Source organism: Streptomyces sp. NPDC004134 (assembly GCF_042874195.1).
GTDB lineage: Bacteria > Actinomycetota > Actinomycetes > Streptomycetales > Streptomycetaceae > Streptomyces.
In genome coordinates this window covers 1-23,722 of sequence record NZ_JBIAMS010000016.1, presented here as the reverse complement: position 1 = coordinate 23,722, position 23,722 = coordinate 1, and the positions used below count along the sequence as shown (strand labels likewise).

Sequence of the window (23,722 nt, the reverse complement as noted above, 5' to 3'; positions counted from 1 at the left end):
CGATACGGTTGCGTCTCTCCCCCCATGATCCTCGAAGCCGCCCCTGGAGGTTCCGTGGTACAGGCTTACATCCTGATCCAGACCGAGGTCGGCAAGGCGTCGGCCGTCGCCGAAGTCATCGCCAAGATCCCCGGAGTGATCCAGGCCGAGGACGTGACCGGTCCCTACGACGTGATCGTGCGCGCACAGGCGGACACCGTCGACGAGCTGGGCCGGCTCGTGGTCGCCAGAGTCCAGCAGGTGTCCGGGATCACCCGGACCCTGACCTGTCCGGTCGTCCATCTCTAGGCCCCCCGTATGCTCGGCCGGTGATGAGCACACCGTCCCGGCCGTCCCGCACCCCCCGGCGCCCCGGCGCCACGCACCGCAGCGCGCGGAGCGAACGCCCCACCCTGCACTTCCGCCCCACCCGGCCATACCGCTCCGCTCTCCGCCTGACCGCCGCACTGCTGCTGCTCGCCGCCCCGCTCGCCTGTTCCGGTGGCGGCGGCGGCGCGCCGCAGGTGGCCGTGCCGACCCCCGAGGGGAAGGCCGTGGACCACTGCCGCGCGCTCGCCGACCGGCTGCCCGGCACCGTCGACGGCCAGAAGCGCCGCGAGACCGATCCGGTCTCGGCGCTGACCGCCGGGTGGGGTGACCCGGCCGTCGAGCTGCGCTGCGGCGTGCCCAGGCCGGAGGTGCTCACGCCCGGGAGTGAACACTACAACCCCACCAGCGACGCGGTGAGCGTGAACGGGGTCGACTGGCTGTACGAGGAGCTGGACGACGGGGCCCGCTTCACCACCACGCAGCGCACGGCGTTCGTGGAGGTCACCGTGCCCGGCGCGTACGCGCCCGAGGTGAACGCGCTGACGGACCTGGCGGCAGCGGTGGACAAGGCCGTGCCCGGCACGCTCTGACGCCCGCGCGGGCCCGGGTCCGGTCGCAGGCAACGGACCGCGGGCCGCGGAGGGCCGCTAGCGCAGCCCGGTCGAGCGGCGCAGCGCCGCCTGGATGAGCCGGTCGACCAGCTCCGGGTAACTCACGCCGGACTCCTGCCACATCCGCGGGTACATCGAGATGGGCGTGAAGCCGGGCATGGTGTTGATCTCGTTGATCACGAACCCGCCGTCGTCGGTGCGGAAGAAGTCCGCACGCACCAGGCCCTCGCAGGAGCACGCCTCGAACGCGGCGACCGCCAGCCGCTGCACCTCGGCGGTCTCCTCCGCGGTCAGCGGCGCCGGCACGATCCCGGCGGCGGAGTCGATGTACTTGGCCTCGAAGTCGTAGAAGTCGTGGCTGGTGGTCGGCGGGATCTCGGCGGGCACGCTGGCCCGCGGCCCCTCCTCGAACTCCAGCACGCCGCACTCGATCTCGCGCCCGCTGACCGCCGCCTCCACGATGATCTTCGGGTCGTGCCGGCGCGCCTCGGCGATCGCGTCCTCCAGCGCGGCGAGTTCGCCGACCTTCGTGATGCCGATGGAGGAACCGGCCCGCGCGGGCTTCACGAACACCGGCCAGCCGTGGTCGGCGGCGAAGTCCACGATCTTCTTGCGGGCCGCCGCGCCCTCCTGGCCAGGGGCGCCCTGGTCCCACTCGCGCGGCCGGATCACGACGTACGGGCCGACCGGCAGCCCGTACGAGACGAAGACCCGCTTCATGTACTCCTTGTCCATGCCGACCGCGGAGGCCAGCACCCCGGAGCCCACGTACGGCACGCCGGACAGGTCGAGCATGCCCTGCAGCGTGCCGTCCTCGCCGTACGGGCCGTGCAGCATCGGGAAGACGACGTCCACCTCGCCGAGCGCCTTGGGCACCTGCCCGGGCTCGGCGTAGACGACCTCGCGGCTGCCCGGGTCGGCGGAGAGCACGACGGCGCCGTCCTCGGCCTCCTCGTCGACCAGTTCCTCCACGCGCGGCACCTGGCGGTCGGCGATGGCCATCCGCGCGGGGTCGTCCGCGGTGAGGGCCCAGCGGCCGTCGGCGGTGATGCCGATGGGCAGCACCTCGTACTTGTTCCGGTCGATGGCGCCCATGACGGCGCCCGCGGTGACGACGGAGATGCCGTGCTCGGAGCTGCGCCCGCCGAAAACGACGGCGACGCGCGGCTTGCGGCCCTGGCGTTCGTAGGAGTGCTCGCTGCTCATCGCTCGCACACTACCCGCTGCGTCGGGCGGCGTCAGTGTCCCTCCGCCTTGGCGCTGCGCGACATCAGCTCCTTCAGCGCCACGAGCGGCGGCTTCCCGTCGTGCACGATGCTCACCACGGTCTCCGTGATGGGCATGTCGACGGCGTGTCTGCGGGCCAGATCGAGCACCGACTCACAGGACTTGACGCCCTCGGCGGTCTGCTTGGTGGCGGCGATGGTCTCGGCGAGCGTCATGCCGCGGCCGAGGTTGGTGCCGAAGGTGTGGTTGCGGGAGAGCGGCGAGGAGCAGGTGGCGACCAGGTCTCCCATGCCGGCCAGGCCCGCGAAGGTGCGCGGGTCGGCGCCGAGCACGCTGCCCAGGCGGGCGGTCTCGGCGAGGCCGCGGGTGATGAGCGACGCCTTGGCGTTGTCGCCGAGGCCCATGCCGTCGGCGATGCCGACGGCCAGCCCGATGACGTTCTTGACGGCGCCGCCGAGTTCGCAGCCGACGACGTCGGTGTTGGTGTACGGGCGGAAGTACGGGGTGTGGCAGGCGGTCTGCAGCCGGCGGGCCACCTCCTCGTCGGCGCAGGCGACGACGGCGGCGGCGGGCTGCCGGGCGGCGATCTCGCGGGCGAGGTTGGGTCCGGTGAGCACCGCGACCCGGCCGCGTACGCCGTCGGGACCGCCCGCGGGGCCCGCGCCGGCGCCCTCCTTGGCGACGACCTCCTCGATGACCTCGCTCATACGCTTGGCGGTGCCCAGCTCGACGCCCTTCATCAGGCTGACGAGCACGGTGCCCGGGTCGAGCAGCGGCGCCCAGCGCTCCAGGTTGCCCCGGAGGGTCTGCGACGGCACGGCGAGCACGGTGAACTCGGCGCCCCGGGCGGCCTCGGCGGCGTCCGCGGTCGCGGTGACCGCGTCGGGGAGGCGCACGCCCGGGAGGTAGTCGGGGTTCTCGCGGGTGGCGTTGAGGGTGTCGACGAGCGCGGCTCTGCGGCCCCACATCGTCACCCGGCAGCCGGCGTCGGCCAGCACCATCGAGAAGGCCGTGCCCCACGACCCGGTGCCGAAGACGGCGCAGCGCGTCACGAGTTCTCCTTACGGTCCGCGGAGCGGCGGCGCTGTTCGGCGCGTACGGTCTTCGGATCGAAGCGCTCCGCGGGCGCCTGCTCGCCGCGCAGCTCCTCCAGCAGGCGGGTGACGGCGTCCATGATGACCTCGGTGACCTCCGCGAGCACCTGCGGGGTGGGCTCCTTGCCGTAGAACTCCGACAGGTCCACCGGCGGCCCGGCGAGGAGGTGGAAGGTCTTGCGCGGGAAGGGCCGGGGCTTGCCGTACGGCGGCAGCAGCTCGTTGGCGCCCCAGTGGGCGACGGGGATGACGGGCGCCCTGGTGACGAGGGCGACCCGGGCGGCGCCGGTCTTGCCCTTCATCGGCCACTGGTCGGGGTCGCGGGTGAGCGTCCCCTCGGGGTAGAACGCGACGCACTCGCCGTCCTCGACGGCTTTGACCGCGGCCCGGAATGCTTTGGAGGCGTCGGTCGACTCGCGGTAGACGGGAATCTGCCCGGTGCCGCGCATCACGGTGCCGACGACGCCCTTCTTGAACAGTCCGTCCTTCGCCAGGAACCGCGGCACACGGCCGGTGTTGTACTGGAAGTGGGCATAGAAGAACGGGTCGAGATACGAGTTGTGGTTGACGGCGGTGATGAATCCGCCGTCGGCCGGAATGTGCTCCGCGCCACGCCAGTCCCGCTTGACGAGCAGCCGCAGCGGCGGCTTGCAGATGGCCGCGACCAGCCGGTACCAGAAGCCGATCCTCCGCCGTGACACGGTCCTTTTCACCTTCCCGGATTTTCCTCGGTGCGCGTTTCGTGGCCGAAACAGTCTCGCCCCGGGTCTCACGTCTGTCGAGAACACCGTACGCCCATGTGACCGGCCCGCCCCGCCGCGCGCGGCACGGTCAGGTGACAATGGGGCGTAACGACGATGACGAAACGCACGGCACCAGCGCAGACCGAACTCCCCGGCCGACCGGACCGGCGGCTGTGGCATGTCGTCGTACCCCTGAAGCCGCTGGCGCTGGCGAAGTCCCGGCTGGGCCCGGCGGCGGGCGAGCCGGGACGGGGCCGGCTGGCGCTGGCGTTCGCGCTCGACACGGTGGGCGCGGCGCTCGACTGCCCGGCGGTGGCCTCCGTCACGGTCGTCACCGACGACGCCGAGGCGGCGGGGCAACTGGCGGCGGCGGGGGCGCGGGTCGTACCGGATGCCCCGCGGGCGGGACTGAACGCCGCGCTGGCGCACGGGGAGCAGTGGATACGGGCGGCGGAGCCCGGCGCCGCCGTCGCGGCGCTGAACGCGGATCTGCCGGCCCTGCGCCCCGCGGAGCTGGCCCGGGTACTCACGGCGGCGGGCAGCGGCCGGGCGTTCCTGGCCGACGCCCCGGGCGTGGGCACGACGCTGCTGGCGGCGGATGCGGGAGCGGCGCTGGCGCCGGGGTTCGGGGTCGCGTCGCGGGCCCGGCACCTGGCGTCGGGGGCGCGGGAGATCGGGCTGCGCGGGGTGGACTCCGTGCGGCAGGACGTCGATACGGGCGCCGACCTGCGGGCGGCGCTGGCGCTGGGGGTGGGGCGGCACACGGCGGCGGCGCTGGACCGCCTGGCGGTGCGCGGGCGGCAGGCCGGCGGCCGGGACGGCGGGACGGCCCGGTGCCCGTCCCCGGGGCCCGCCCCGGATACGCGGGCGGCGTCCGACGGCGTGTGCGGCTGAGCCCCGGCCGGTAGCCTGCGGCGCATGCAGGCCACAGCGTTCACGTACGACCCGCAGACCCGCAGCGGCAGCGTGCTCCTCGACGACGGCACGCCGCTGCCCTTCGACGGCGCCGCGTTCGCGGCGGGCGGCCTGCGGCTGCTCAGGCCGGGGCAGCGGGTGCGGATCGAGACCGAGGGCGCGGACGAGGAGCGCAGGATCGTCCTGGTGACGCTGCAGACCTTCTGAGGCGGCGGACCGGCCTGCGGGACGGGCCGTGGAACGGCCTGCGGGACGGGCCGTGGAACGGCTCGGGGACCCGGTTGCGGACCGGGGCGGGGGCCGGGGCCCGGGCTCCGGCCCGTACGGCGGGGCGCGGCCGGGTCCTGACATGCCGCGGGCCGGTCTCCCCGAGGGGAGCCGGCCCCGCTTGCGGACCCTGCGCCGGGTCCGTCATCGCTTCCTGGCAGTGGTCTTCTTCGCGGTGGTCCGCCGGCCGGCGGCCTTGCGGGCCGGCGCCTTCTTGGCGGTCGCCTTCTTCGCCGGGGCCTTCTTGGCCGACTTCTTGGCGGCCGTCTTCTTGGCGCTGGCCTTCTTCGCCGACGACTTCTTGGCCGTCGTCTTCTTCGCGGAGGACTTCTTGGCGGTGGTCCTCTTCGCCGGCGCCTTCTTGGCCGCGGTCTTCTTGGCCGTGGCCTTCTTCGCGATGGCCTTCTTGGCGGTGGCCGCCTTCTTGGTGGCCTTCTTGGCGGCGGCCTTGGCGGTGGTCTTGGTGCCGCCGGTCAGGCTGCCCTTCGGGGCCTTCTTCACGGCCGTGTCGTTCTTCGGCAGCCGCTTGGTGCCCGAGACGAGGTCCTTGAAGCCCTGGCCCGCGCGGAACCGCGGCACGGAGGTCTTCTTGACCCGGACGCGCTCGCCGGTCTGCGGGTTGCGGGCGTAGCGCGCCGGGCGCTCCACCTTCTCGAAAGAGCCGAAGCCCGTGACCGATACGCGCTCGCCGGAGACGACCGCACGAATGATCGCGTCGAGGACGGCGTCCACGGCGTCGGAGGCCTGCTGGCGGCCACCCATCTTGTCGGTAATAGCTTCAACGAGCTGGGCCTTGTTCACGTCTTCCCCTTCTGAGGCATTGATTGCCGGAACGAAATGTTCAAGCTTTTTCGCACGTTAGGCAGATATATACCGCAAATCAAAGGCAAAACGTCTCTCATCACCCTTGTGTCGCAACGGACTACCGCTACGAGCGCGCGTCCAGCTCCCGCCGCAGCCGCTCCAGCCGCCTTGCGGCTCCGGCGAGATCGTGCTTCGCGGCACCCGTGATGGCGAGCAGGCGCCTTGTCAGCTCTGCCCGTTCGGCGTCCGTCGCGGCCACCTCGCGCACCTGGCGGTGGGCCTCCTTCAGCCCGGCGGCGACGGCATCGTAGAGCGCGAGTTGGCCGTCGGAATCCATGCGCCGATTGTGTCATCTGCGGTGAGTTGTCGCCTGTCGGCATGCCAACGCACGGGCGCGCAAAGCCCCGCGCCCGCCACCGGTCGGTGGCGGGCGCGGGGCCTCGGCTGGGGCGGAAACCGCCGGTCAGCCCTGTACGGTCTGCGGCTTGAACGCCGGCCGGGCCGCCTCGAAAGCGGCGATGTCGGCTTCGTACCGAAGGGTGATGCTGATGTCGTCGAGACCGTTCAGCAGCCGCCAGCGGGCGTTCTCGTCCAGCTCGAACGGGGCGGCGAACGCGGGCTCCCCCGCCGTACCGCCGGCGCGTACCTCCAGGGCCCGGAGGTCGACCGTCACCTCGGTCCGCGGGTCGGCCTCGGCCAGCTCCCACAGCCGCTCCACGTCCGCCTGCGGCAGCACGACGGTCAGCAGCCCGTTCTTGAGCGAGTTGCCGCGGAAGATGTCGGCGAAGCGGGACGAGACCACGGCCTTGAAGCCGTAGTTCTGCAGCGCCCACACGGCGTGTTCGCGGGACGAGCCGGTGCCGAAGTCCGGGCCGGCCAGCAGGACGGTGCCGCCCCGGTACGCCGCGCTGTTCAGCACGAACTCCGGGTCCTTGCGCCACGCCTCGAAGAGGCCGTCCTCGAAGCCGTCCCTGGTGACCTTCTTCAGCCAGTGGGCCGGGATGATCTGGTCGGTGTCGACGTTGCTGCGGCGCAGCGGCACGGCGCGCCCGGTGTGGGTGGTGAAGGCTTCCATGGATCAGACCTCCGCGGTGATCAGGTCGGCCGGGGAGGACAGCCGGCCGGTCACGGCGGTGGCCGCGGCGACCTGCGGGGAGACCAGGTGCGTACGGCCGCCCTTGCCCTGCCTGCCCTCGAAGTTGCGGTTGGAGGTGGACGCCGAGCGCTCGCCGGGGGCGAGCTGGTCGGGGTTCATACCCAGGCACATCGAGCAACCCGCGTGCCGCCATTCGGCCCCCGCGGCGGTGAACACCTTGTCGAGCCCCTCCTCGACGGCCTGCAGCGCGACCCGTACGGAGCCGGGCACGACCAGCATCCGTACGCCGTCGGCGACCTGCCGGCCGTTCACCACCTCGGCGGCGGAGCGCAGGTCCTCGATCCGGCCGTTGGTGCAGGAGCCGACGAACACGGTGTCGACCGCGATCTCGCGCAGCGGCTGCCCCGCGGTCAGCCCCATGTACTCCAGCGCCTTCTCCGCCGCCTGCCGCTCGCTGGCGTCGTCGAACGAGGCCGGGTCGGGCACCTGCGCCGACAGCGGCGCGCCCTGCCCGGGGTTGGTGCCCCAGGTGACGAACGGGGCCAGCTCGGCGGCCTCGATGACGACCTCCCGGTCGAAGACCGCGTCGTCGTCGGTGCGCAGCGTGCGCCAGTACTCGACGGCCGCGTCCCAGCCGGAGCCCTCCGGGGCGTGCGGGCGGCCCTTCAGGTACGCGAACGTGGTCTCGTCCGGCGCGACCATCCCGGCGCGGGCGCCGGCCTCGATGGACATGTTGCAGATCGTCATCCGCGCCTCCATCGAGAGCTTCTCGACGGCCTCGCCGCGGTACTCGATCACGTAGCCCTGCCCGCCGCCGGTGCCGATGCGGGCGATGATCGCGAGGATCAGGTCCTTGGCGGTGACACCGTCGGGCAGCTCGCCGTTGACGGTCACGGCCATGGTCCTGAACGGGGCCATCGGCAGCGTCTGGGTGGCGAGCACGTGCTCGACCTGGCTGGTGCCGATGCCGAACGCCAGCGCGCCGAACGCGCCGTGCGTGGAGGTGTGGCTGTCGCCGCAGACCACGGTGGTGCCCGGCTGGGTGAGCCCGAGCTGCGGGCCGACGACGTGCACGACGCCCTGCTCGACGTCGCCGAGCGGGTGCAGCCGGACGCCGAAGTCGGCGCAGTTCTTGCGCAGGGTCTCCAGTTGCGTACGCGAGACCGGGTCGGCGATGGGCTTGTCGATGTCGAGGGTGGGGGTGTTGTGGTCCTCGGTGGCGATGGTGAGGTCGGTCCTGCGCACCGGCCGGCCCGCCTTGCGCAGGCCGTCGAACGCCTGCGGGCTGGTCACCTCGTGCAGCAGGTGCAGATCGATGAAGAGAAGGTCGGGCTCGCCCTCCGCGCGCCGGACGACATGGTCGTCCCAGACCTTCTCCGCGAGTGTCCTTCCCATCGCATTCCCATCGTCGTTGATTGCGAACTGCGTGTGCGCATGTCCGTGCCGGTGCCCGCCGGCACCGTCCGCTCCCCTCGCGCCGGACGGGGCCCGGTCCCCCAGGGTGACGCGTTCACCGGAAAATTGAACTTGCGTTTCACAGTGTGAGACGCGAGTATCGTTGCATGGACAACTCTAGCGGCGTCGGCGTACTCGACAAGGCGGCTGTGGTACTGAGCGCGCTGGAGTCCGGTCCGGCCACCCTCGCCGGGCTGGTCTCCGCGACCGGTCTCGCCCGCCCCACGGCCCACCGCCTCGCGGTGGCGCTGGAACACCACCGGATGGTGGCCCGGGACATGCAGGGCAGGTTCATCCTCGGCCCCCGGCTCGCCGAGCTGGCGGCGGCGGCCGGCGAGGACCGGCTGCTGGCCGCGGCCGGCCCGGTGCTCACGCACCTGCGGGACGTCACCGGCGAGAGCGCCCAGCTCTACCGGCGCCAGGGCGACATGCGCATCTGCGTCGCGGCCGCCGAGCGGCTCTCGGGACTGCGCGACACCGTCCCGGTGGGCTCCACGCTGCCGATGAAGGCCGGCTCCGCGGCGCAGGTGCTGCTCGCGTGGGAGGAGCCGGAGCGGCTGCACCGGGGGCTGCAGGGCGCCCGGTTCACGGCCACGGCGCTGTCGGGCGTACGGCGCCGGGCGTGGGCCCAGTCCGTCGGGGAGCGGGAGCCGGGGGTGGCCTCCGTCTCGGCGCCCGTGCGCGGCCCGTCGAACCGCGTGGTGGCCGCCGTCTCGGTCTCCGGGCCGATCGAGCGGCTGACCCGGCACCCGGGGCGGATGCACGCCCAGGCGGTCGTGGACGCCGCCGCGCGGCTCACGGACGCGCTGCGCAGGACGGGCTGAGGTCCCGTACCCGCAGGACTGAGGTCCCGTACCCGTACGGGAAAGGGCCCCCCGCGCCGCGGGAGGCCCTTCGAAGTCTGCGCTGGTACCCCCGACCGGATTCGAACCGGCGCTACCGCCTTGAGAGGGCGGCGTGCTAGGCCGCTACACAACGGGGGCCTTTGGACGATCCTCTCCTCGCGATGGAGAGGACCTGTACCCCCGACCGGATTCGAACCGGCGCTACTGCCTTGAGAGGGCAGCGTGCTAGGCCGCTACACAACGGGGGCGAGACATATGCAACTGCGTTGCGCTGGGGTACCAGGACTCGAACCTAGACTAACGGAACCAGAATCCGTCGTGCTGCCAATTACACCATACCCCACCAAAACACAACCCCCGTCGCGGGGGCTCTGTTCCGGTGGCCGCCGTTCCCGGCGACGGACAGAACATTACCCGATCGCGGACCGCACTCCAAAACGGGTTACCGGAGCCGGGCCATGAGGGCGTGCTCGACCAGCGTGATCAGCGTGGACTTGGACTCGGAGCGCTGCCGGGCGTCCGTCCGCAGGATCGGCGTCTCCGGCCCGATCTGCAGCGCCTCACGCACCTCGTCCGGCGAGTACGGCTGATGACCGTCGAACCCGTTCAACGCGATCACGAACGGCAACCCCGAGTTCTCGAAGTAATCCACCGCAGGGAAACAATCCGCCAACCGCCGCGTATCCACCAGCACCACCGCACCGATCGCACCACGCACCAGATCGTCCCACATGAACCAAAAACGATCCTGACCAGGCGTCCCAAACAGATACAGGATCAAATCCTGATCCAACGTGATACGACCAAAATCCATCGCCACCGTCGTCGTGGTCTTCCCCGACACCTGCGACAGATCATCGATCCCCGCAGACGCCGACGTCATCACCGCCTCGGTACGCAACGGATTGATCTCCGACACCGAACCGACGAACGTGGTCTTCCCCACCCCGAAACCACCCGCCACCACGATCTTCGCCGACGTGGTCGCACGAGCCGGAGAAGAACCGGCCACACCACTAGAGCTTGCGAAGTCCACTGAGCACCCTTTCGAGCAAAGTCACATCTGGCTGTCCCCCCGCGGCTTCGCCGCCGCCCGGCTGGTGGATCGTGACCAGGCCGGCTTCCGCGAGGTCGGCCACGAGGATGCGCGCGACGCCCAGCGGGAGGGTCAGCAACGCGGAGACCTCCGCGACCGACTTGAGTTCATAGCACAGTCGGCAGATGCGCTGATGCTCGGGGAGCTGGGAAGTGAGGCGGGAGGGGTCGGCAGTGGTCTGCACCAATGCCTCGATGGCGAGCTGGTAACGCGGCCGGGTCCGGCCGCCGGTCACGGCGTACGGGCGCACCAGCCGCGACTGCGGGCTGCGGGCCGCGCGGGCGGCACCGCGGGCCGCGGCCGACTGGGGCTGCGGCGCGGGACCGCCGCGGTGCTGCGCCGGGCCGCCGCCGTACGGAGACGGCGACGGGTACTGCGGCTGCCCCGGGGACGGGGGCACGCCGGGGGCGGCGTACGGTACGCCCGGAGCGCCGTGCTGCGGGGGCATCCCGTGCTGCGGCGGCATGCCCGGCCGGTCGGACTGCGGGCCGTAGCCGTATCGCCAGTCCTCACCGCCGTGAGGTACCTCTTGGTGCGCTGCCACTGCGTTCCCCTTCCCCGACGGCGTGCCGGAGCGTCACTGCACTCGACGCACCATAGCCCGGCGAGCGTGCAACGTGCATCGGTTGTCGGCTAGTTCAGCAGGCTGCCCTGCAGCTCCGCGCGCAGGTCGGGGGTGAGCACGGCGCCCGCCCGGTCGACCAGCAGGGCCATCTCGTAGCCCACCAGACCGATGTCGCACTCCGGGTGTGCCAGCACGGCGAGGGCCGAGCCGTCGGAGATCGACATGATGAAGAGGAAGCCGCGCTCCATCTCCACCACCGTCTGGTTGACGTAGCCGCCCTCGAAGATCCGCGAGGCGCCGGCCGTCAGCGACGTCAGTCCGGATGCCACCGCCGCCAGTTGGTCGGCACGGTCGCGGGGGAAGCCGTCGGACATCGCGAGGAGGAGTCCGTCGGCGGAGACCACCACCGTGTGCGACACCCCCGGGGTGTTGTCCACGAAATTGGTGATCAACCAGTTCAGGTTCTGCGCCGCCTGGCTCATCGGGCTCACCTAACGCTCCTGATCGTATGTGCCGGGGCCCACGCCCGGTCCGTCGTTCCGCTGCGGCCCCCGCTCGCGGCCCTGCTGGACGCCGCGGCGCAGATTGCTCAGCCTGCCGCGTACGTCCTCCGGGGCCCGGGAGACCTGTGGGCCTCCCAGCGGCGCCTGCTCCGCGGTGCCCTCCACCAGATTCTGGCGGGGCACCCGCCGGGGAAGGCCCGCGGGGGTGACCCCGCCCGCCTTCGGTTCGCGCACCTGCTCGGCGCGCTCCCAGCGTTCGTCGTTCGCCGACCTCCACTCGTCGTCGGCCGGCGCCGGCTCCGGTTCGCCGAAGCCGAAGCCCCCGCGGCCGGTGCCGAGCTGTGCCGTGGATTCCGCTTCCGGTACTGCCGGGCTGTCGTACGCGCCCTGCCCCGTCCAGTGGTTCGACGCGGGGCCGGGCTCTACTTGGCCGTAGGTATCGTACGCGGGGTCCGGCGAGATACCCCCGGGCGTGAAGCCATCCGTACCGGCGGCCTCCGCTTCCGGGTCGTGGAAGCCGGGCGCGCGGTCCTGCGCGGCCGCCTCCAGCGCGGCCCTGCGCTCCTCGCGCAGCAGCGAGCGCTGGATGGGGTCGAAGACCCCCTCCTGCCCGCCGAGCGCCGGCATGGCCGGACGGGGCGGCTCGACCTGCGGATACGGAGAGTCGTCGAAGCCCAGCTCGGCCGCGCTGCGCGGCCGGCCGGCGGCGAAGCCGTTCCCGGCGGGCTGGAAGGACGGCCGGTCCGCGACGATCCGGGAGACGGTGAACTCGTCGTGCTGCTCGGGCGCCTCGGTGGCGCCGCCGAAGGCGATCGCCTCCGGGAGCATCACCAGCGAGGTGGTGCCCGACTGCTCGCCGGACGGGCGCAACTGCACGCGGATGCCGTGCCGGTCGGCGAGCCTGCCGACCACGAACAGGCCCATGCGCTGCGAGATGGCGACGTCCACGGTGGGCGGGTTGGCGAGCCGGTGGTTGATGTCCGCGAAGTCCTCGGCCGTCAGGCCGATGCCCTTGTCGTGGATCTCGACCATCACCCGGCGGTCCGGCAGCCGGGTGGCGGTGACCCGGACCTTGGTGTGCGGCGAGGAGAACGTGGTGGCGTTCTCCAGCAGCTCGGCGAGGAGGTGCACGAGGTCGGTGACGGCGCTGCCGTGGATCTCGCTGTCGGGCACGCCCTCCAGCTCGATGCGCTCGTACGACTCGACCTCCGAGGTCGCCGCGCGTAGCACGTCGACGAGCGGGACCGCCTCGTCCATGTGCCGGCCGGTGTCCTCGCCCGCGAGCACCAGCAGGTTCTCGCCGTTGCGGCGCATGCGGGTGGCGAGGTGGTCCATGTGGAACAGGTTCTCCAACTGCTCCGGGTCCGCCTCGTGGTCCTCAAGGCCGGAGATCAGCTCGAGCTGGCGCTCGATGAGGCCCTGGTTGCGCCGGGAGAGGTTGGTGAAGATCGCGTTGAGGTTGCCCCGCAGCAGCGCCTGCTCGGCGGCCAGCCGGACGGCCTCGCGGTGCACCTGGTCGAAGGCGCGGGCCACCTCGCCGATCTCGTCCCTGCTGTGCAGCGGGATCGGCTGGACGCGGGTGTCGACCCGGCCGGGGTCGGTGCGGGAGAGCTGGTCGACCAGCATGGGCAGCCGCTGCTCGGCGATGCCGAACGCGGAGTTGCGCAGCAGCCGCATGCTGCGGCCCATGGAACGGGCCATCATCGCGGCGATGACGAAGCCGATGAGCAGCGCGCCGACCGCGATGGCGGCGCCGACGACGGTGTCGCGCTTGGCGGACTCGACGATCTCGTGGGCGTCGGCCACGGCGCGGTCGGCGAACTCGATCTCGACGGTGCGGTACGCGGCGATGGGCACGCTCGTGGCCGCGTACCAGGTCTGCGGGGTGATGCCCTGGTCGGCGAGGTCCGCGGGCGTGACGTCCCCGCCGATGCTCGCGACACCGGCGAGCATCGCGGCGGGCTCCGGCGGCGCGGTGAACTCGCCACCGCCGCCCTCGGCCTCGCGCTGCGCCTCGGCGAGCCGCTGCTTGGCCTCTTCTTCCTGGTCGGCCAGCGCGTCCTTGAGCATGCGGTTGTCGGCGGCGGTGCTGCCGGTCCTGAACTCGTCGAGGGCGATGGGCTCCAGATAGGCGAAGGAGGCGAGCGCGGTCTTCTCCTCGGCCAGCACCTCGGCCTTCTCCGGCGGGCTGACGAGCAGCTCGGTGCCGATGGAGCGGACCAGGGAGGCGGAGGACTTGGCGAGCGAGATCGCGTACATCGCGCGGCCGTAGGTGGTGATGTTGGTGGTGCCCAGGCCGACCTCGTTGGCGAAGGTCATCAGCGGGCGGTACATCTGCGCGTACCCGAGGTGGGTGTCGGTGCCGGCCGCCCGGGGCGTGAACGCCGCCTGCCGCATCTGCTCCAGGTTCTTCTCCTGGTCCCGGAAGGCGTCCAGCCGGCGCTGCAGACCGGGCTTGTCCGGCATGTCCTCGACCTGGCGGTCGAACTCGGCGGCGGCGGCGTCGGTGGCCTTGCGAGCCTCGGTCACCCGGCTCGCCTCGCGGTCGCCGTGCAGCAGGGGCTGGACGGAGACGTCGCGCTCGGCCATGAGACGCTCTGCGTAGTCGCCGGCGGCCTTGGCGACCTTGGCGGTGTTCTCCGCGTCCTGGGCCTCCTGCCAGGTGTCGACGGAGTTGTTCACCTGGAAGCCCGCGAAGACGATGGCCACGAGCACCGGGATCAGCAGGATCGCGTTGAGCCGCGTCGCCACCCGCCAGTTGCGGGGCGAGAACCGGCTGCCGCTGGGCGGCGGGGCCGGCTGTGCCCCCGCAGGGGGCGGCACCGCCGCGTGCGACGGCGGGCTGAAGTTGCCCCGCGCCTCCTGTGCGGGACCCTTGCTGCTGCGCCTCACCGGACCAACAACCTCTCGGCCTACTCTCGGGTCAGTTCCTCGAATTCCAGCACGCCGCGCGGCACATTCCAAACGCCTGGGGAGGACTTCGTACGATCACGCAGGCACCGTCAAATAGGACGTAAGCGGCGCCAACCGACAAAGTGCAACCGTGGCATCAGCGGAACGGAGTCGACCGCCTGCGTCCTGTGCAACGCACCCCCTCAATCTGCTTCCAAACGTTATCAACGCCTCAGGGGCAGGTTGCACCGTACGGTGCAACCTGCCCCTGGCGAAGTCCCCGGCCGCGGCGCACGGTCCGGCCGGCCGGCGCGGTCAGCGCAGCCGCGCCATCAGCGCGTGCTCGACCAGTGTGATCAAGGTCGACTTGGACTCGGAGCGCTGCCGGGCGTCCGTCCGCAGGATCGGCGTCTCCGGCCCGATCTGCAGCGCCTCACGCACCTCGTCCGGCGAGTACGGCTGATGACCGTCGAACCCGTTCAACGCGATCACGAACGGCAACCCCGAGTTCTCGAAGTAATCCACCGCAGGGAAACAATCCGCCAACCGCCGCGTATCCACCAGCACCACCGCACCGATCGCACCACGCACCAGATCGTCCCACATGAACCAAAAACGATCCTGACCAGGCGTCCCAAACAGATACAGGATCAAATCCTGATCCAACGTGATACGACCAAAATCCATCGCCACCGTCGTCGTGGTCTTCCCCGACACCTGCGACAGATCATCGATCCCCGCAGACGCCGACGTCATCACCGCCTCGGTACGCAACGGATTGATCTCCGACACCGAACCGACGAACGTGGTCTTCCCCACCCCGAAACCACCCGCCACCACGATCTTCGCCGACGTGGTCGCACGAGCCGGAGAAGAACCGGCCACACCACTAGAGCTTGCGAAGTCCACTGAGCACCCTTTCGAGCAAAGTCACATCGGGGGTTCCGTCGGCATCCGTGCCGCCGCCGGGCTGGTGAATGGCCACGAGACCGGCCTCGGCCAGGTCGGCGACCAGAATGCGCGCGACGCCCAGCGGCAGGGTCAGCAGCGCGGAGACCTCGGCGACCGATTTCACCTCGCGGCACAGGTGGCAGATCCGCTGGTGCTCCGGAAGCAGCCCCTGCAGCCGCATCGGGTCGGCCGACGTGCTCACCAGGGCCTCGATGGCGAGCTGATAACGGGGCCGGGTCCGGCCGCCGGTCATGGCATAGGGCCGGACCAGCGGCTGATCGCCTTCACCTTCGTAGGGCTGATGCTGGGCACCACCGTACGAGTCGGGTGAGGCGGGTGGCGGGGTCATGGATCCTCCGGGCGGGAACATGGCCGATGGGGAAGGTCTGATAAAAGCGGACGGCCGGGCGGCCGACCGTGGTTCAGTGCAGCAGGCTGCCCTGCAGTTCCGCGCGCAGATCGGGGGTGAGCACCGCGCCCGCCCGGTCGACCAGCAGCGCCATCTCGTAACCAACCAGGCCGATATCGCACTCCGGGTGCGCCAGCACGGCGAGCGAGGAACCGTCGGAGACGGACATGATGAAGAGGAAGCCGCGCTCCATCTCCACCACCGTCTGGTTCACGCTGCCGCCTTCGAAAATACGGGAGGCACCGGCCGTCAGCGATGTCAGTCCTGACGCCACCGCCGCCAGTTGGTCGGCACGGTCCCGCGGAAAGCCGTCGGACATCGCCAGCAGCAGTCCGTCGGCGGAGACCACCACCGTGTGCGACACCCCCGGGGTGTTGTCCACGAAATTGGTGATCAACCAGTTCAGATTCTGCGCCGCCTGGCTCAATGGACTCAACTAACGCTCCTGCTGATAGGTGGGACCAAAGCCGTTGCCGCCGAGGGTCTCACCGGTGCCGCCGGCCTGGCGGCCCCGCTGGATGCCCCGGCGCAGGCTCTGCAGCCTGCCGCGCACATCGTCGGGCGCGCGCGAGACCTGGGTCCCGCTGGCGTTCGAGGACTGCTGCGCGGTGCCCGCCACGAGGTTGGCGCGCGGCACCCGCCGCGGCAGCCCCGACGTGGTGACGCCGCCCGCCTGCGGGGTACGCAACTGCTCGGCTCGGCGCCAGCGGTCGTCGTTGGGAGAGGGGCGCCAGGCCGGCGCGGGGGTGGCCGTGGCCGGCTGCGGCGCGGGAGCGGAGGGTGCGGCCGCGGCGTCCTGGTCCGGCTGCGCGTCGTCGGGCGCGTCGGCCGGGGGCTGCGCGGCGGTGGGGGCCACGGGGGTCTGCCCGCGGCCGCGGGTCTCGCGGAACCAGTTCGACTCCATCGACTCGAAGATCGGCGTGGGTTCGTCGCCGCGGGTGGGTACGGGGCCGCCGTCGAGCAGACCGTCGTCCAGGGGCGATTCGGCCCGCTGTGCGGGTACGGCCGCGGGGTACTCGCCGGTGTCGTGCGGTGCCGGGCGCTGCCCGGGGACCGCGTACTCACCGGTGTCGCCGGGGCCGGGGCGCTGCCCGGGCATCGCGTACTCACCGGTGTCGCCGGGGCCGGGGCGCTGCCCGGGCATCGCGTACTCACCGGTGTCGCCGGGGCCCGGACGCTGGCCCGGCATCGCGTACTCGCCCGTGTCACCGGGACCGGGCCGCCGGCCCGGCATCGCGTACTCACCGGTGTCACCAGGGCCCGGACGCGCCACCGGGTGCTCGCCCGTGTCGTACGACGCGGGGGCCGCCGGGGGCAGCGCGTGGGTGCCGGTGTCCTGCGGGGCGCCGCCGGGGCGGGCCACGGGGTGCGCGCCGGTGTCGCCAGGACCGGGCTGCGGGCGGCGCTGCAGCGGCGGCGCCGGGTGCTCGCCGGTGTCCTGCGGGGCACCGTACGCGGCCGCCTCACCGGGTACGGGCGACTGCGGCGAGCGCGGCGGCGGCACCGAGCCGAACGCCGGGATCCCCGCGGCCCCGCCGGGCGGCGGGCCCGAGGTGTCGGGGCGGGAGAACTGGGTGGTGTCGGCGTCGTCGTGCTGCCGCGGGCCCTCGTGCCGGTCGCGGCCGGAGTCGCGCAGCCCGGCGCCGGTGTGCTGGGCCTCCGCGGGCTCGCGGGCACCGGAGTCGGCGCCCGGCCGGCCGGGCAGCCCGGGGCGTCCGGGGCCGGCGCCGAGGCCGTTACCCGAATTGGAGTTCGCACCCGGTGCGGCACCGAAGGCCGAACCGCCCGGGAAGGCGGAGCCCGTACCGGAGCCGGGCGAGCGGCCGAAGGCCGAACCGGCGCCCGCCGGTTCGCGCCCGGGCAGCCCGGGCCGCTGGCCGGGGCCACCAGGACCACCGGGACCGCCCGTACCGCCGGGCCCGCCCGAGCCGCCGACGTCGCGGCTGGGCAGCGCGGGCCGGCCGGGCCCGGCGCCCGCGCCCACCTGGCCGCGCTGCTGCGCGGCGCCGAGCCTGCTCATCGCGCCCCCGCGGGCCGCGGCACCGCCGCGCGCCGGGGCACCGTTGCCGGCGCCGCCCGTGCCCGCGCCGGGCGCACCGGCCGCGGCGCCCGCCGGCTGCTTGCCGCCCGCGCCGCCGCCGTTCTGCGTGACGTCGACGGGGAGCATGACCAGCGCGGTGGTGCCGCCGGAGTCGGAGGGGCGCAACTGGATGCGGATGCCGTGCCGCAGGGACAGCCGGCCGACCACGAACAGGCCCATGCGGCGGGAGACGGAGACGTCGACCGTGGGCGGGTTGGCCAGCCGCTCGTTGATCGCCCCGAGGTCCTCGGGCGACAGGCCGATGCCGGTGTCGTGGATCTCCACGAGCACCCGGCCGTCGGGCAGCGCGTGGCCGGTGACCTTGACCTTGGTCTGCGGCGAGGAGAACGACGTGGCGTTCTCCAGCAGCTCGGCGAGCAGGTGCACGAGGTCGTTGACGACGCGGCCGGCGACCTGGGTGGCGGGCACGGCGGAGAGTTCGATGCGCTCGTACTGCTCCACCTCGGAGGCGGCGGCGCGCAGCACGTCGACCAGCGGGACCGGGCGGGTCCACCGGCGGCCCGGCTCCTCGCCCGCGAGGACGAGGAGGTTCTCGCCGTTGCGGCGCATGCGGGTCGCGAGGTGGTCGAGCTTGAAGAGGTTCTCGAGCTGGTCCGGGTCCGCCTCGCGGGACTCCAGTTCGGATATGAGTGAGAGCTGACGCTGGATGAGGCCCTGGCTCCGGCGCGAGAGGTTGGTGAACATCGCGTTCACGTTGCCCCGCAGCAGCGCCTGCTCGGCGGCCAGCCGGACCGCCTCGCGGTGCACGTCGTCGAACGCGGACGCCACCTTGCCGATCTCGTCCCGGCTGCGGATGCCCACGGCCTCGACGGAGGTGTCGACGTCCTGCGGGTCGGCGTCGGAGAGCTGCCTGACCAGCTCGGGCAGCCGCTTCTGGGCGACGGTCTGCGCCGTGTCCTGCAGCCGGCGCAGCGAACGGACCATGGAGCGGGCGACGACGAAGGCGCCGGCGAGCGAGATGAGCAGGACCATGAGGATCAGCACGCCGTTGAAGATCGCGTCGTTCTGGGCCTCGGACCGCAGATCGCGCGCAGTCTGCTCCATCTCCTGGAGCAGGTGCTGCTCGATCTTCTTCATCTCTTCGATCTTGACGCTGTCCAGCTCGTACCAGTGCCGGTAGCTCATGTCGGCGTTCTTGATGCTGTCCGGGTTGTTCACCAGGTTCTTGGCGAACGTGTCGGCCTGCTGCACGGAGGCGTTGCCGCCGTCCAGCGAGCGCATCAGATCCGTCAGACCGATCCGGCCCGAGTACAGGTGGGCGAAGAGCTTGAGCGAGGAGCTCTCGGCCTCCTGGGCGGAGGCCGCTTCCAGCCGGTCGGCCTCGGCGAACTCGTCGCGCGGCTCCTCGGCGAGGGCGGCGCTGATGATCGCCTGCTGGACGGAGGCGTACTCCTTGGCGGAGGAGAAGGTGGCCAGCGCCCGGGTCTTGGCGATCATGTCCGGGTTGCTCGTCGCCAGGGCCATGTCCTGGGAGAGCGAGACCAGGGAGTCGACGAGTTCGCCGTACGCCTTGACCGTCTGGGCGGCACCGCCGGTGTCGTCCGAATAGGCCGTCTTGCGAATGGTGTTGATCTTGTTGAGCTTCTCGATGACGCTCGTGAGCGAGTTGTTGACCCCGGCGAGGTCTTCGTCATCGGTGGTGTCGATCTCGTCCGCGGACCGGGTGAAGGCGATCAGGGCCTTGTCGGTCTCGTCGCGGGCGTCGGTGATGTCCGGGTGCTTCGGGTTGCCGTCGACGATGAGGCCGGCCGACTTGTCGCGCTCCTGCTGGAGCATGTCGGCGAGTTCGGTGGCCTCTTCCGTCATGTCCGTCAGCAGCTTCATGTTCTCGAGCTGCTGCAGGTTCTGCCAGGAGTCCTCGATGCGGAAAGCTCCCAGCGTGGTCGCGGCGACCACGGGGAGCGCGAGGAGCGAGACAAGTCTGGTGCTGATGCGCCAGTTGCGCAGCAGGATCCGGGAGCCCGGCCCCTTGGAGCCCTTGGGCTGCTGCATGTTGGCGAAGTCGCCGGCCTCGGGCGCGGGTATTCGGGCGCCACCGCGGTCGGCGTTCCGGTCGGGCGAGGAGCTCGCGCTCTGGCCGTACCGAAGGGAGGCTGCGCGGTCGGTCTTCCCACGCACCTCAGGCTCGCCCGGAACGCTGCCGTCAGTCTTCAATCGTCCCTGCACTAGCGTCGCAACCTCTAGGACCGGCTCCGGCGCATGCACCGGAGCGTTGTCTGGTCGTGCGGGAGCTTAGGCCCCCGCCCGCCGTGAACCAACCGGCGCACGCTCCCCGCACAGTCCCCCGCGTGGCGCCCCGTTGCGCCCTCTGCGTCGACTGCACTCCAGCGACGGTCCGTGGAATTCCAGCACAGTGCCGGGATCTCCAACAAGGCCCGGGGGTAACAGCTCGACCGCAACTACGCACCGTGCAAGACACATTACATGTGGTTGACGCGACGGGTGGGGATAACGGACATTTTCCTACGAGGTGCATGGCGCGGGCCCGTGTCCCGGGTCGCGCCCATCGGTTGGGAAATGTCGCCCCTGTAGGGAGATCGTCCGTTTCAGCCCGACGTCGGGGCCGACGATATTTGGCTTTCGTCACCGGCGAGGTGAGGAAAGTCACAATCCCGTACGGGATGGGTCCCGGCGGCGGGGGGAATAGCGGCGCTTTACCCTTCCCTTGACACAGCGAATCATTCCGTAAAGCTCGGTCTCGTCGGCCCGACAGCGGGCCCCGGCACGTAAAGGCGCGCGTAACCCTCATGATCCTCCGCACCATAGCCAACCCGCGGCGCACCACCCTCGCCCACCTCGACGACGCCGGGGACCTGCTGCTTCCCGAGCCGCCCGAGGCCGTCGCCGCCCGGATCGCCGCCGCGGCCCCGGCCGCCCAGCCGCCGGAGCGCACCGCGAACCCGCGCCGTACGGTGCTGGAGGAGATCCCGTCCGGCGCCTGACCCGCGCGGCACGGCGCCCGGGGGCGGGGCGATAACCTGGGCCCCGTGCGTATCGCCAGGTTCTCCGTCGACGGCAGCGTCGCGTTCGGTGTGGTCGAAGGCTCCGACGGCTTCGACGGGGCCGGCGCCCCGCGGGGCGAGGTCACGCTCGACGTGATCAAGGGCCACCCCTTCGCCGAGTTCGAGCGGTCGGGCCGCAAGCTCCCGCTGGACAAGGTGCGGTTGCTGCCCCCCGTCCTGCCCAACAAGGTCGTCGCGATCGGCCGCAACTACGCCGAGCACGCCGCGGAGCTGGGCAACGAGGTGCCGGACGTGCCGGTCACCTTCTTCAAGCCGTCCACCTCGGTGATCGGGCCCGGCGACCCCATCGCGTACCCCTCCTTCTCCGAGGACCTGCAGCACGAGGCGGAGCTGGCCGTCGTCATCGGCCGGCTCTGCCGCGACGTGCCGCTGGAGCGGGCCCAGGAAGTGATCCTCGGCTACACCTGTGCGAACGACGTGACCGCGCGGGACGTCCAGCGGCGCGAGCAGCAGTGGGCCCGGGCCAAGGGCTTCGACACCTCCTGCCCGCTCGGCCCCTGGGTCGAGACGGAGCTGGACCCGGCCCGGATCACCGAGGGCATCGCCATCCAGTGCACCGTCAACGGCGCGCAGCGCCAGCTCGGCAGCACCACGGACCTGGTCCGCTCGATCCCGGAGCTGATCGTGCACGTCACCGAGGCGATGACGCTGCTGCCCGGTGACGTCATCCTCACCGGGACCCCCGCGGGCGTCGGCCCGCTCCACGACGGCGACGAGGTCGCCGTCACCATCGAAGGCATCGGCACTCTCGCCAACAAGGTGATCAAGCGTGGCTAGCGCAGCCCCCCCGGCCCCCCTGCGGGTCCGCTTCTGTCCCTCCCCCACCGGCAACCCCCATGTGGGCCTGGTGCGCACCGCCCTGTTCAACTGGGCGTACGCCCGCCACACCGGCGGCTCGCTGGTCTTCCGGATCGAGGACACCGACGCGGCCCGCGACTCCGAGGAGTCGTACGGGCAACTGCTCGACTCCTTCCGCTGGCTCGGCATCGACTGGGACGAGGGCCCCGAGGCCGGCGGCCCGCACGCGCCGTACCGGCAGTCGCAGCGCATGGACATCTACGCCGACGTGGCCGGCCGCCTCCAGGACGCCGGGCACGCCTACCGCTGCTACTGCACCGCGGCGGAGCTGGAAGAGCGCCGCGAGGCGGCGCGCGCGGCCGGGCGGCCCTCCGGGTACGACGGGCACTGCCGCGACCTGAGCGCCGGGCAGGTGGCCGCGTACGAGGCCGAGGGCCGCGCCTCGATCGTCCGCTTCCGGATGCCGGACGAGACGATCACCTTCACCGACCTGGTGCGCGGCGAGCTGACCTTCGCACCCGAGAACGTCACGGACTACGGCATCGTGCGCGCCAACGGCGCCCCGCTCTACACCCTGGTCAACCCCGTCGACGACGCGCTGATGGAGATCACGCACGTGCTGCGCGGCGAGGACCTGCTCTCCTCCACCCCGCGGCAGATCGCGCTCTACCGCGCGCTGATCGACCTCGGCGTCGCCAAGCGGGTGCCGGACTTCGGCCACCTGCCGTACGTCATGGGCGAGGGCAACAAGAAGCTCTCCAAGCGCGACCCGCAGGCGTCGCTCAACGTCTACCGCGAGCGCGGCTTCCTGCCCGAGGGGCTGATCAACTACCTCTCGCTGCTGGGCTGGTCGCTCTCCGCCGACCGGGACGTCTTCACCCGCGAGGAACTGGTCGCGGCCTTCGACATCGCCGACGTGGTGCCCAACCCCGCGCGCTTCGACCTGAAGAAGGCCGAGGCCATCAACGCGGACCACATCCGCATGCTCGACGTGAAGGACTTCGCCGAGCGCTGCGCGCCCTGGCTGCGGGCGCCGCACGCGCCGTGGCCGGCGGAGGCGTTCGACGCCGACGCCTTCGCGGCGGTGGCGCCGCTGGCGCAGACGCGGCTGACCGTGCTGTCCGACATCACGGCCAACGTCGACTTCCTCTTCCTCGACGAGCCGGTGTCCGACGAGAAGTCGTGGGACAAAGCCATGAAGCCGGGCGCGGCCGACCTGCTGCGTACGGCGCGCGGGAAGCTGGCGGCGGCCGAGTGGGCGGCGGAGCCGCTGAAGGAGGCGGTGCTCGCCGCGGGCGAGGAGCACGGCCTGAAGCTGGGCAAGGCGCAGGCGCCGGTACGGGTCGCGGTGACGGGGCGGACGGTGGGGCTGCCGCTGTTCGAGTCCCTGGAGGTGCTGGGCCGCGAGCGGACGCTGGCGCGCGTGGACGCGGCGCTGGCCCGGCTGGCGGCGGAGCCGCAGGGCTGAGACGGCGCAGACGCAGACGACGCGCGAAGGCCCCGCCTGTGGCGGGGCCTTCGGTGTGCTCGGGCCGGCGGGCGCCGGGGTCAGCGCTGCCAACTGTGCGGGGCGCGGAAGCCGTGCTGGCGCTCCAGCCGGCGCCAGCGGGCCGCGGAGCCGCCGTGCCCGCCGTGGCGGGGGTGGACCGGCTGCGGGGCGGCGGCGCGGGCGAGGAGCACCGCGGTGAGCGCGGCGAGCTCCTCCTCGCTGGCCTCGCCCTTCTCGACGCGGACGAGGTTCTCGGTGTGCTGCGTGGTCACGTGTGTGCTCCTGTGCTGTTCTGCGCGGTCGGCTGCGGGCTGCGGGGCGTGCGGAAGCGGCGGGGTCACTGCGGCGGGTTGCCGTGCTTGCGCGCCGGCAGGTCCGCGTGCTTCGTACGCAGCATCGCCAGGGACCGGATGAGGATCTGGCGGGTGTCCACGGGGTCGATGACGTCGTCGACGAGGCCGCGTTCGGCCGCGTAATAGGGGTGCATCAGCTCGGCCTTGTACTGCTTGACCATGTCGGTGCGCTTGGC

25 protein-coding genes and 3 tRNA genes are annotated in these 23,722 nt (G+C 72.0%); 8 read left to right on the top strand and 20 right to left on the bottom strand.

What is annotated here, in order from left to right; all coding sequences use genetic code 11:
• Positions 1-54: 54 nt before the first annotated feature.
• Positions 55-288 (top strand): Lrp/AsnC family transcriptional regulator, encoded by a 234-nt coding sequence (locus tag ACFYVJ_RS20540; protein WP_018839656.1) that lies wholly within the window; start codon positions 55-57, stop codon positions 286-288.
• 23 nt (positions 289-311) lie between these two features.
• Complete coding sequence (locus tag ACFYVJ_RS20535) at positions 312-899, top strand: DUF3515 domain-containing protein (protein WP_388893356.1); 588 nt, start codon at positions 312-314, stop codon at positions 897-899.
• Positions 900-956: 57 nt separating this feature from the next.
• Here ACFYVJ_RS20535 and ACFYVJ_RS20530 read toward each other — a convergent pair whose 3' ends face one another.
• From ACFYVJ_RS20530 to ACFYVJ_RS20520, 3 genes are read right to left on the bottom strand one after another with little or no spacing between them, the layout of a single operon-like run.
• Positions 957-2,126: a D-alanine--D-alanine ligase family protein gene (locus tag ACFYVJ_RS20530; RefSeq protein WP_388893354.1), complete on the bottom strand. Its 1,170-nt coding sequence runs from the start codon at positions 2,124-2,126 to the stop codon at positions 957-959.
• Positions 2,127-2,158: 32 nt separating this feature from the next.
• The gene (locus tag ACFYVJ_RS20525; RefSeq protein WP_388893352.1) at positions 2,159-3,199 is read right to left on the bottom strand and encodes an NAD(P)H-dependent glycerol-3-phosphate dehydrogenase; all 1,041 of its coding nucleotides are present in this window, start codon (positions 3,197-3,199) and stop codon (positions 2,159-2,161) included.
• Positions 3,196-3,942, bottom strand: coding sequence for a lysophospholipid acyltransferase family protein (locus ACFYVJ_RS20520; protein WP_388893350.1), 747 nt, complete (start codon positions 3,940-3,942; stop codon positions 3,196-3,198). The genes ACFYVJ_RS20525 and ACFYVJ_RS20520 overlap by 4 nt, the downstream gene beginning before the upstream one ends.
• Before the next feature lie 156 nt (positions 3,943-4,098).
• Between ACFYVJ_RS20520 and cofC the strand changes: the two genes are divergently transcribed.
• Together cofC and ACFYVJ_RS20510 are read left to right on the top strand one after the other, a co-directional pair.
• On the top strand, positions 4,099-4,878 hold the full coding sequence (gene cofC, locus ACFYVJ_RS20515) for a 2-phospho-L-lactate guanylyltransferase (RefSeq protein ID WP_388893348.1): 780 nt from the start codon (positions 4,099-4,101) through the stop codon (positions 4,876-4,878).
• 24 nt (positions 4,879-4,902) lie between these two features.
• Entirely contained in the window at positions 4,903-5,106 is a 204-nt protein-coding gene (locus ACFYVJ_RS20510; protein WP_388893346.1) for a hypothetical protein, read from the top strand.
• Between the two features lie 204 nt (positions 5,107-5,310).
• On the opposite strand, the gene ACFYVJ_RS20505 is transcribed toward ACFYVJ_RS20510, so the two are convergent.
• From ACFYVJ_RS20505 to leuC, 4 genes are all read right to left on the bottom strand, one after another.
• Positions 5,311-5,967, bottom strand: a complete 657-nt coding sequence (locus ACFYVJ_RS20505; protein ID WP_388893344.1) for an HU family DNA-binding protein — start codon at positions 5,965-5,967, stop codon at positions 5,311-5,313.
• Positions 5,968-6,094: 127 nt separating this feature from the next.
• Positions 6,095-6,307 carry a hypothetical protein gene (locus ACFYVJ_RS20500; RefSeq protein WP_388893342.1) on the bottom strand — a complete coding sequence of 71 codons (213 nt, stop codon included), beginning with the start codon at positions 6,305-6,307 and terminating at the stop codon, positions 6,095-6,097.
• Between the two features lie 126 nt (positions 6,308-6,433).
• Positions 6,434-7,045 (bottom strand): 3-isopropylmalate dehydratase small subunit, encoded by a 612-nt coding sequence (gene leuD, locus ACFYVJ_RS20495; protein ID WP_388893340.1) that lies wholly within the window; start codon positions 7,043-7,045, stop codon positions 6,434-6,436.
• A 3-nt stretch (positions 7,046-7,048) separates the two neighbouring features.
• Positions 7,049-8,461 carry a 3-isopropylmalate dehydratase large subunit gene (gene leuC / locus ACFYVJ_RS20490; protein WP_388893338.1) on the bottom strand — a complete coding sequence of 471 codons (1,413 nt, stop codon included), beginning with the start codon at positions 8,459-8,461 and terminating at the stop codon, positions 7,049-7,051.
• Positions 8,462-8,628: 167 nt separating this feature from the next.
• On the opposite strand from leuC, the gene ACFYVJ_RS20485 reads away from it, so the two are divergent.
• On the top strand, positions 8,629-9,345 hold the full coding sequence (locus ACFYVJ_RS20485) for an IclR family transcriptional regulator (protein WP_047018299.1): 717 nt from the start codon (positions 8,629-8,631) through the stop codon (positions 9,343-9,345).
• Between the two features lie 83 nt (positions 9,346-9,428).
• On the opposite strand, the gene ACFYVJ_RS20480 is transcribed toward ACFYVJ_RS20485, so the two are convergent.
• The 11 genes from ACFYVJ_RS20480 to ACFYVJ_RS20430 all read right to left on the bottom strand — a co-directional run bounded on the left by ACFYVJ_RS20480 (position 9,429) and on the right by ACFYVJ_RS20430 (position 20,001).
• Positions 9,429-9,504, bottom strand: a tRNA-Glu gene (locus ACFYVJ_RS20480).
• Between the two features lie 37 nt (positions 9,505-9,541).
• Positions 9,542-9,614, bottom strand: a tRNA-Glu gene (locus ACFYVJ_RS20475).
• 23 nt (positions 9,615-9,637) lie between these two features.
• Positions 9,638-9,709 (bottom strand) — tRNA-Gln (locus ACFYVJ_RS20470).
• Positions 9,710-9,808: 99 nt separating this feature from the next.
• On the bottom strand, positions 9,809-10,402 hold the full coding sequence (locus ACFYVJ_RS20465; protein WP_101421250.1) for an ATP/GTP-binding protein: 594 nt from the start codon (positions 10,400-10,402) through the stop codon (positions 9,809-9,811).
• A complete protein-coding gene (locus ACFYVJ_RS20460; RefSeq protein WP_388893583.1) occupies positions 10,383-10,928 on the bottom strand; it encodes a DUF742 domain-containing protein in 546 nt (181 codons plus the stop codon). Before ACFYVJ_RS20460 ends, ACFYVJ_RS20465 begins: the two co-directional genes overlap by 20 nt.
• Positions 10,929-11,095: 167 nt before the next feature.
• Positions 11,096-11,509: a roadblock/LC7 domain-containing protein gene (locus ACFYVJ_RS20455; RefSeq protein ID WP_078524293.1), complete on the bottom strand. Its 414-nt coding sequence runs from the start codon at positions 11,507-11,509 to the stop codon at positions 11,096-11,098.
• A 9-nt stretch (positions 11,510-11,518) separates the two neighbouring features.
• A complete protein-coding gene (locus ACFYVJ_RS20450; RefSeq protein WP_388893336.1) occupies positions 11,519-14,422 on the bottom strand; it encodes a nitrate- and nitrite sensing domain-containing protein in 2,904 nt (967 codons plus the stop codon).
• Positions 14,423-14,737: 315 nt separating this feature from the next.
• Positions 14,738-15,331: an ATP/GTP-binding protein gene (locus ACFYVJ_RS20445; RefSeq protein WP_101421250.1), complete on the bottom strand. Its 594-nt coding sequence runs from the start codon at positions 15,329-15,331 to the stop codon at positions 14,738-14,740.
• Positions 15,312-15,722, bottom strand: coding sequence for a DUF742 domain-containing protein (locus tag ACFYVJ_RS20440; protein WP_026276533.1), 411 nt, complete (start codon positions 15,720-15,722; stop codon positions 15,312-15,314). The genes ACFYVJ_RS20445 and ACFYVJ_RS20440 overlap by 20 nt, the downstream gene beginning before the upstream one ends.
• A 73-nt stretch (positions 15,723-15,795) precedes the next feature.
• On the bottom strand, positions 15,796-16,218 hold the full coding sequence (locus tag ACFYVJ_RS20435) for a roadblock/LC7 domain-containing protein (RefSeq protein WP_078524120.1): 423 nt from the start codon (positions 16,216-16,218) through the stop codon (positions 15,796-15,798).
• A complete protein-coding gene (locus ACFYVJ_RS20430; RefSeq protein WP_388893333.1) occupies positions 16,219-20,001 on the bottom strand; it encodes a nitrate- and nitrite sensing domain-containing protein in 3,783 nt (1,260 codons plus the stop codon). It abuts the gene before it with no gap.
• Between the two features lie 629 nt (positions 20,002-20,630).
• Between ACFYVJ_RS20430 and ACFYVJ_RS20425 the strand changes: the two genes are divergently transcribed.
• The 3 genes from ACFYVJ_RS20425 to gltX are packed head-to-tail and all read left to right on the top strand — an operon-like array spanning position 20,631 to position 23,172.
• Entirely contained in the window at positions 20,631-20,825 is a 195-nt protein-coding gene (locus ACFYVJ_RS20425; protein WP_388893331.1) for a hypothetical protein, read from the top strand.
• Between the two features lie 45 nt (positions 20,826-20,870).
• Positions 20,871-21,683, top strand: a complete 813-nt coding sequence (locus ACFYVJ_RS20420; protein WP_388893329.1) for a fumarylacetoacetate hydrolase family protein — start codon at positions 20,871-20,873, stop codon at positions 21,681-21,683.
• Between the two features lie 19 nt (positions 21,684-21,702).
• A complete protein-coding gene (gltX, locus tag ACFYVJ_RS20415; RefSeq protein ID WP_388893581.1) occupies positions 21,703-23,172 on the top strand; it encodes a glutamate--tRNA ligase in 1,470 nt (489 codons plus the stop codon).
• Between the two features lie 80 nt (positions 23,173-23,252).
• Here the strand turns inward: gltX and ACFYVJ_RS20410 are convergent, their stop codons facing one another.
• A complete protein-coding gene (locus tag ACFYVJ_RS20410) occupies positions 23,253-23,465 on the bottom strand; it encodes an acyl-CoA carboxylase epsilon subunit (protein ID WP_388893327.1) in 213 nt (70 codons plus the stop codon).
• 65 nt (positions 23,466-23,530) lie between these two features.
• On the bottom strand, positions 23,531-23,722 hold a 192-nt coding region (locus ACFYVJ_RS20405; RefSeq protein ID WP_388893325.1), incomplete at its 5' end, for a carboxyl transferase domain-containing protein.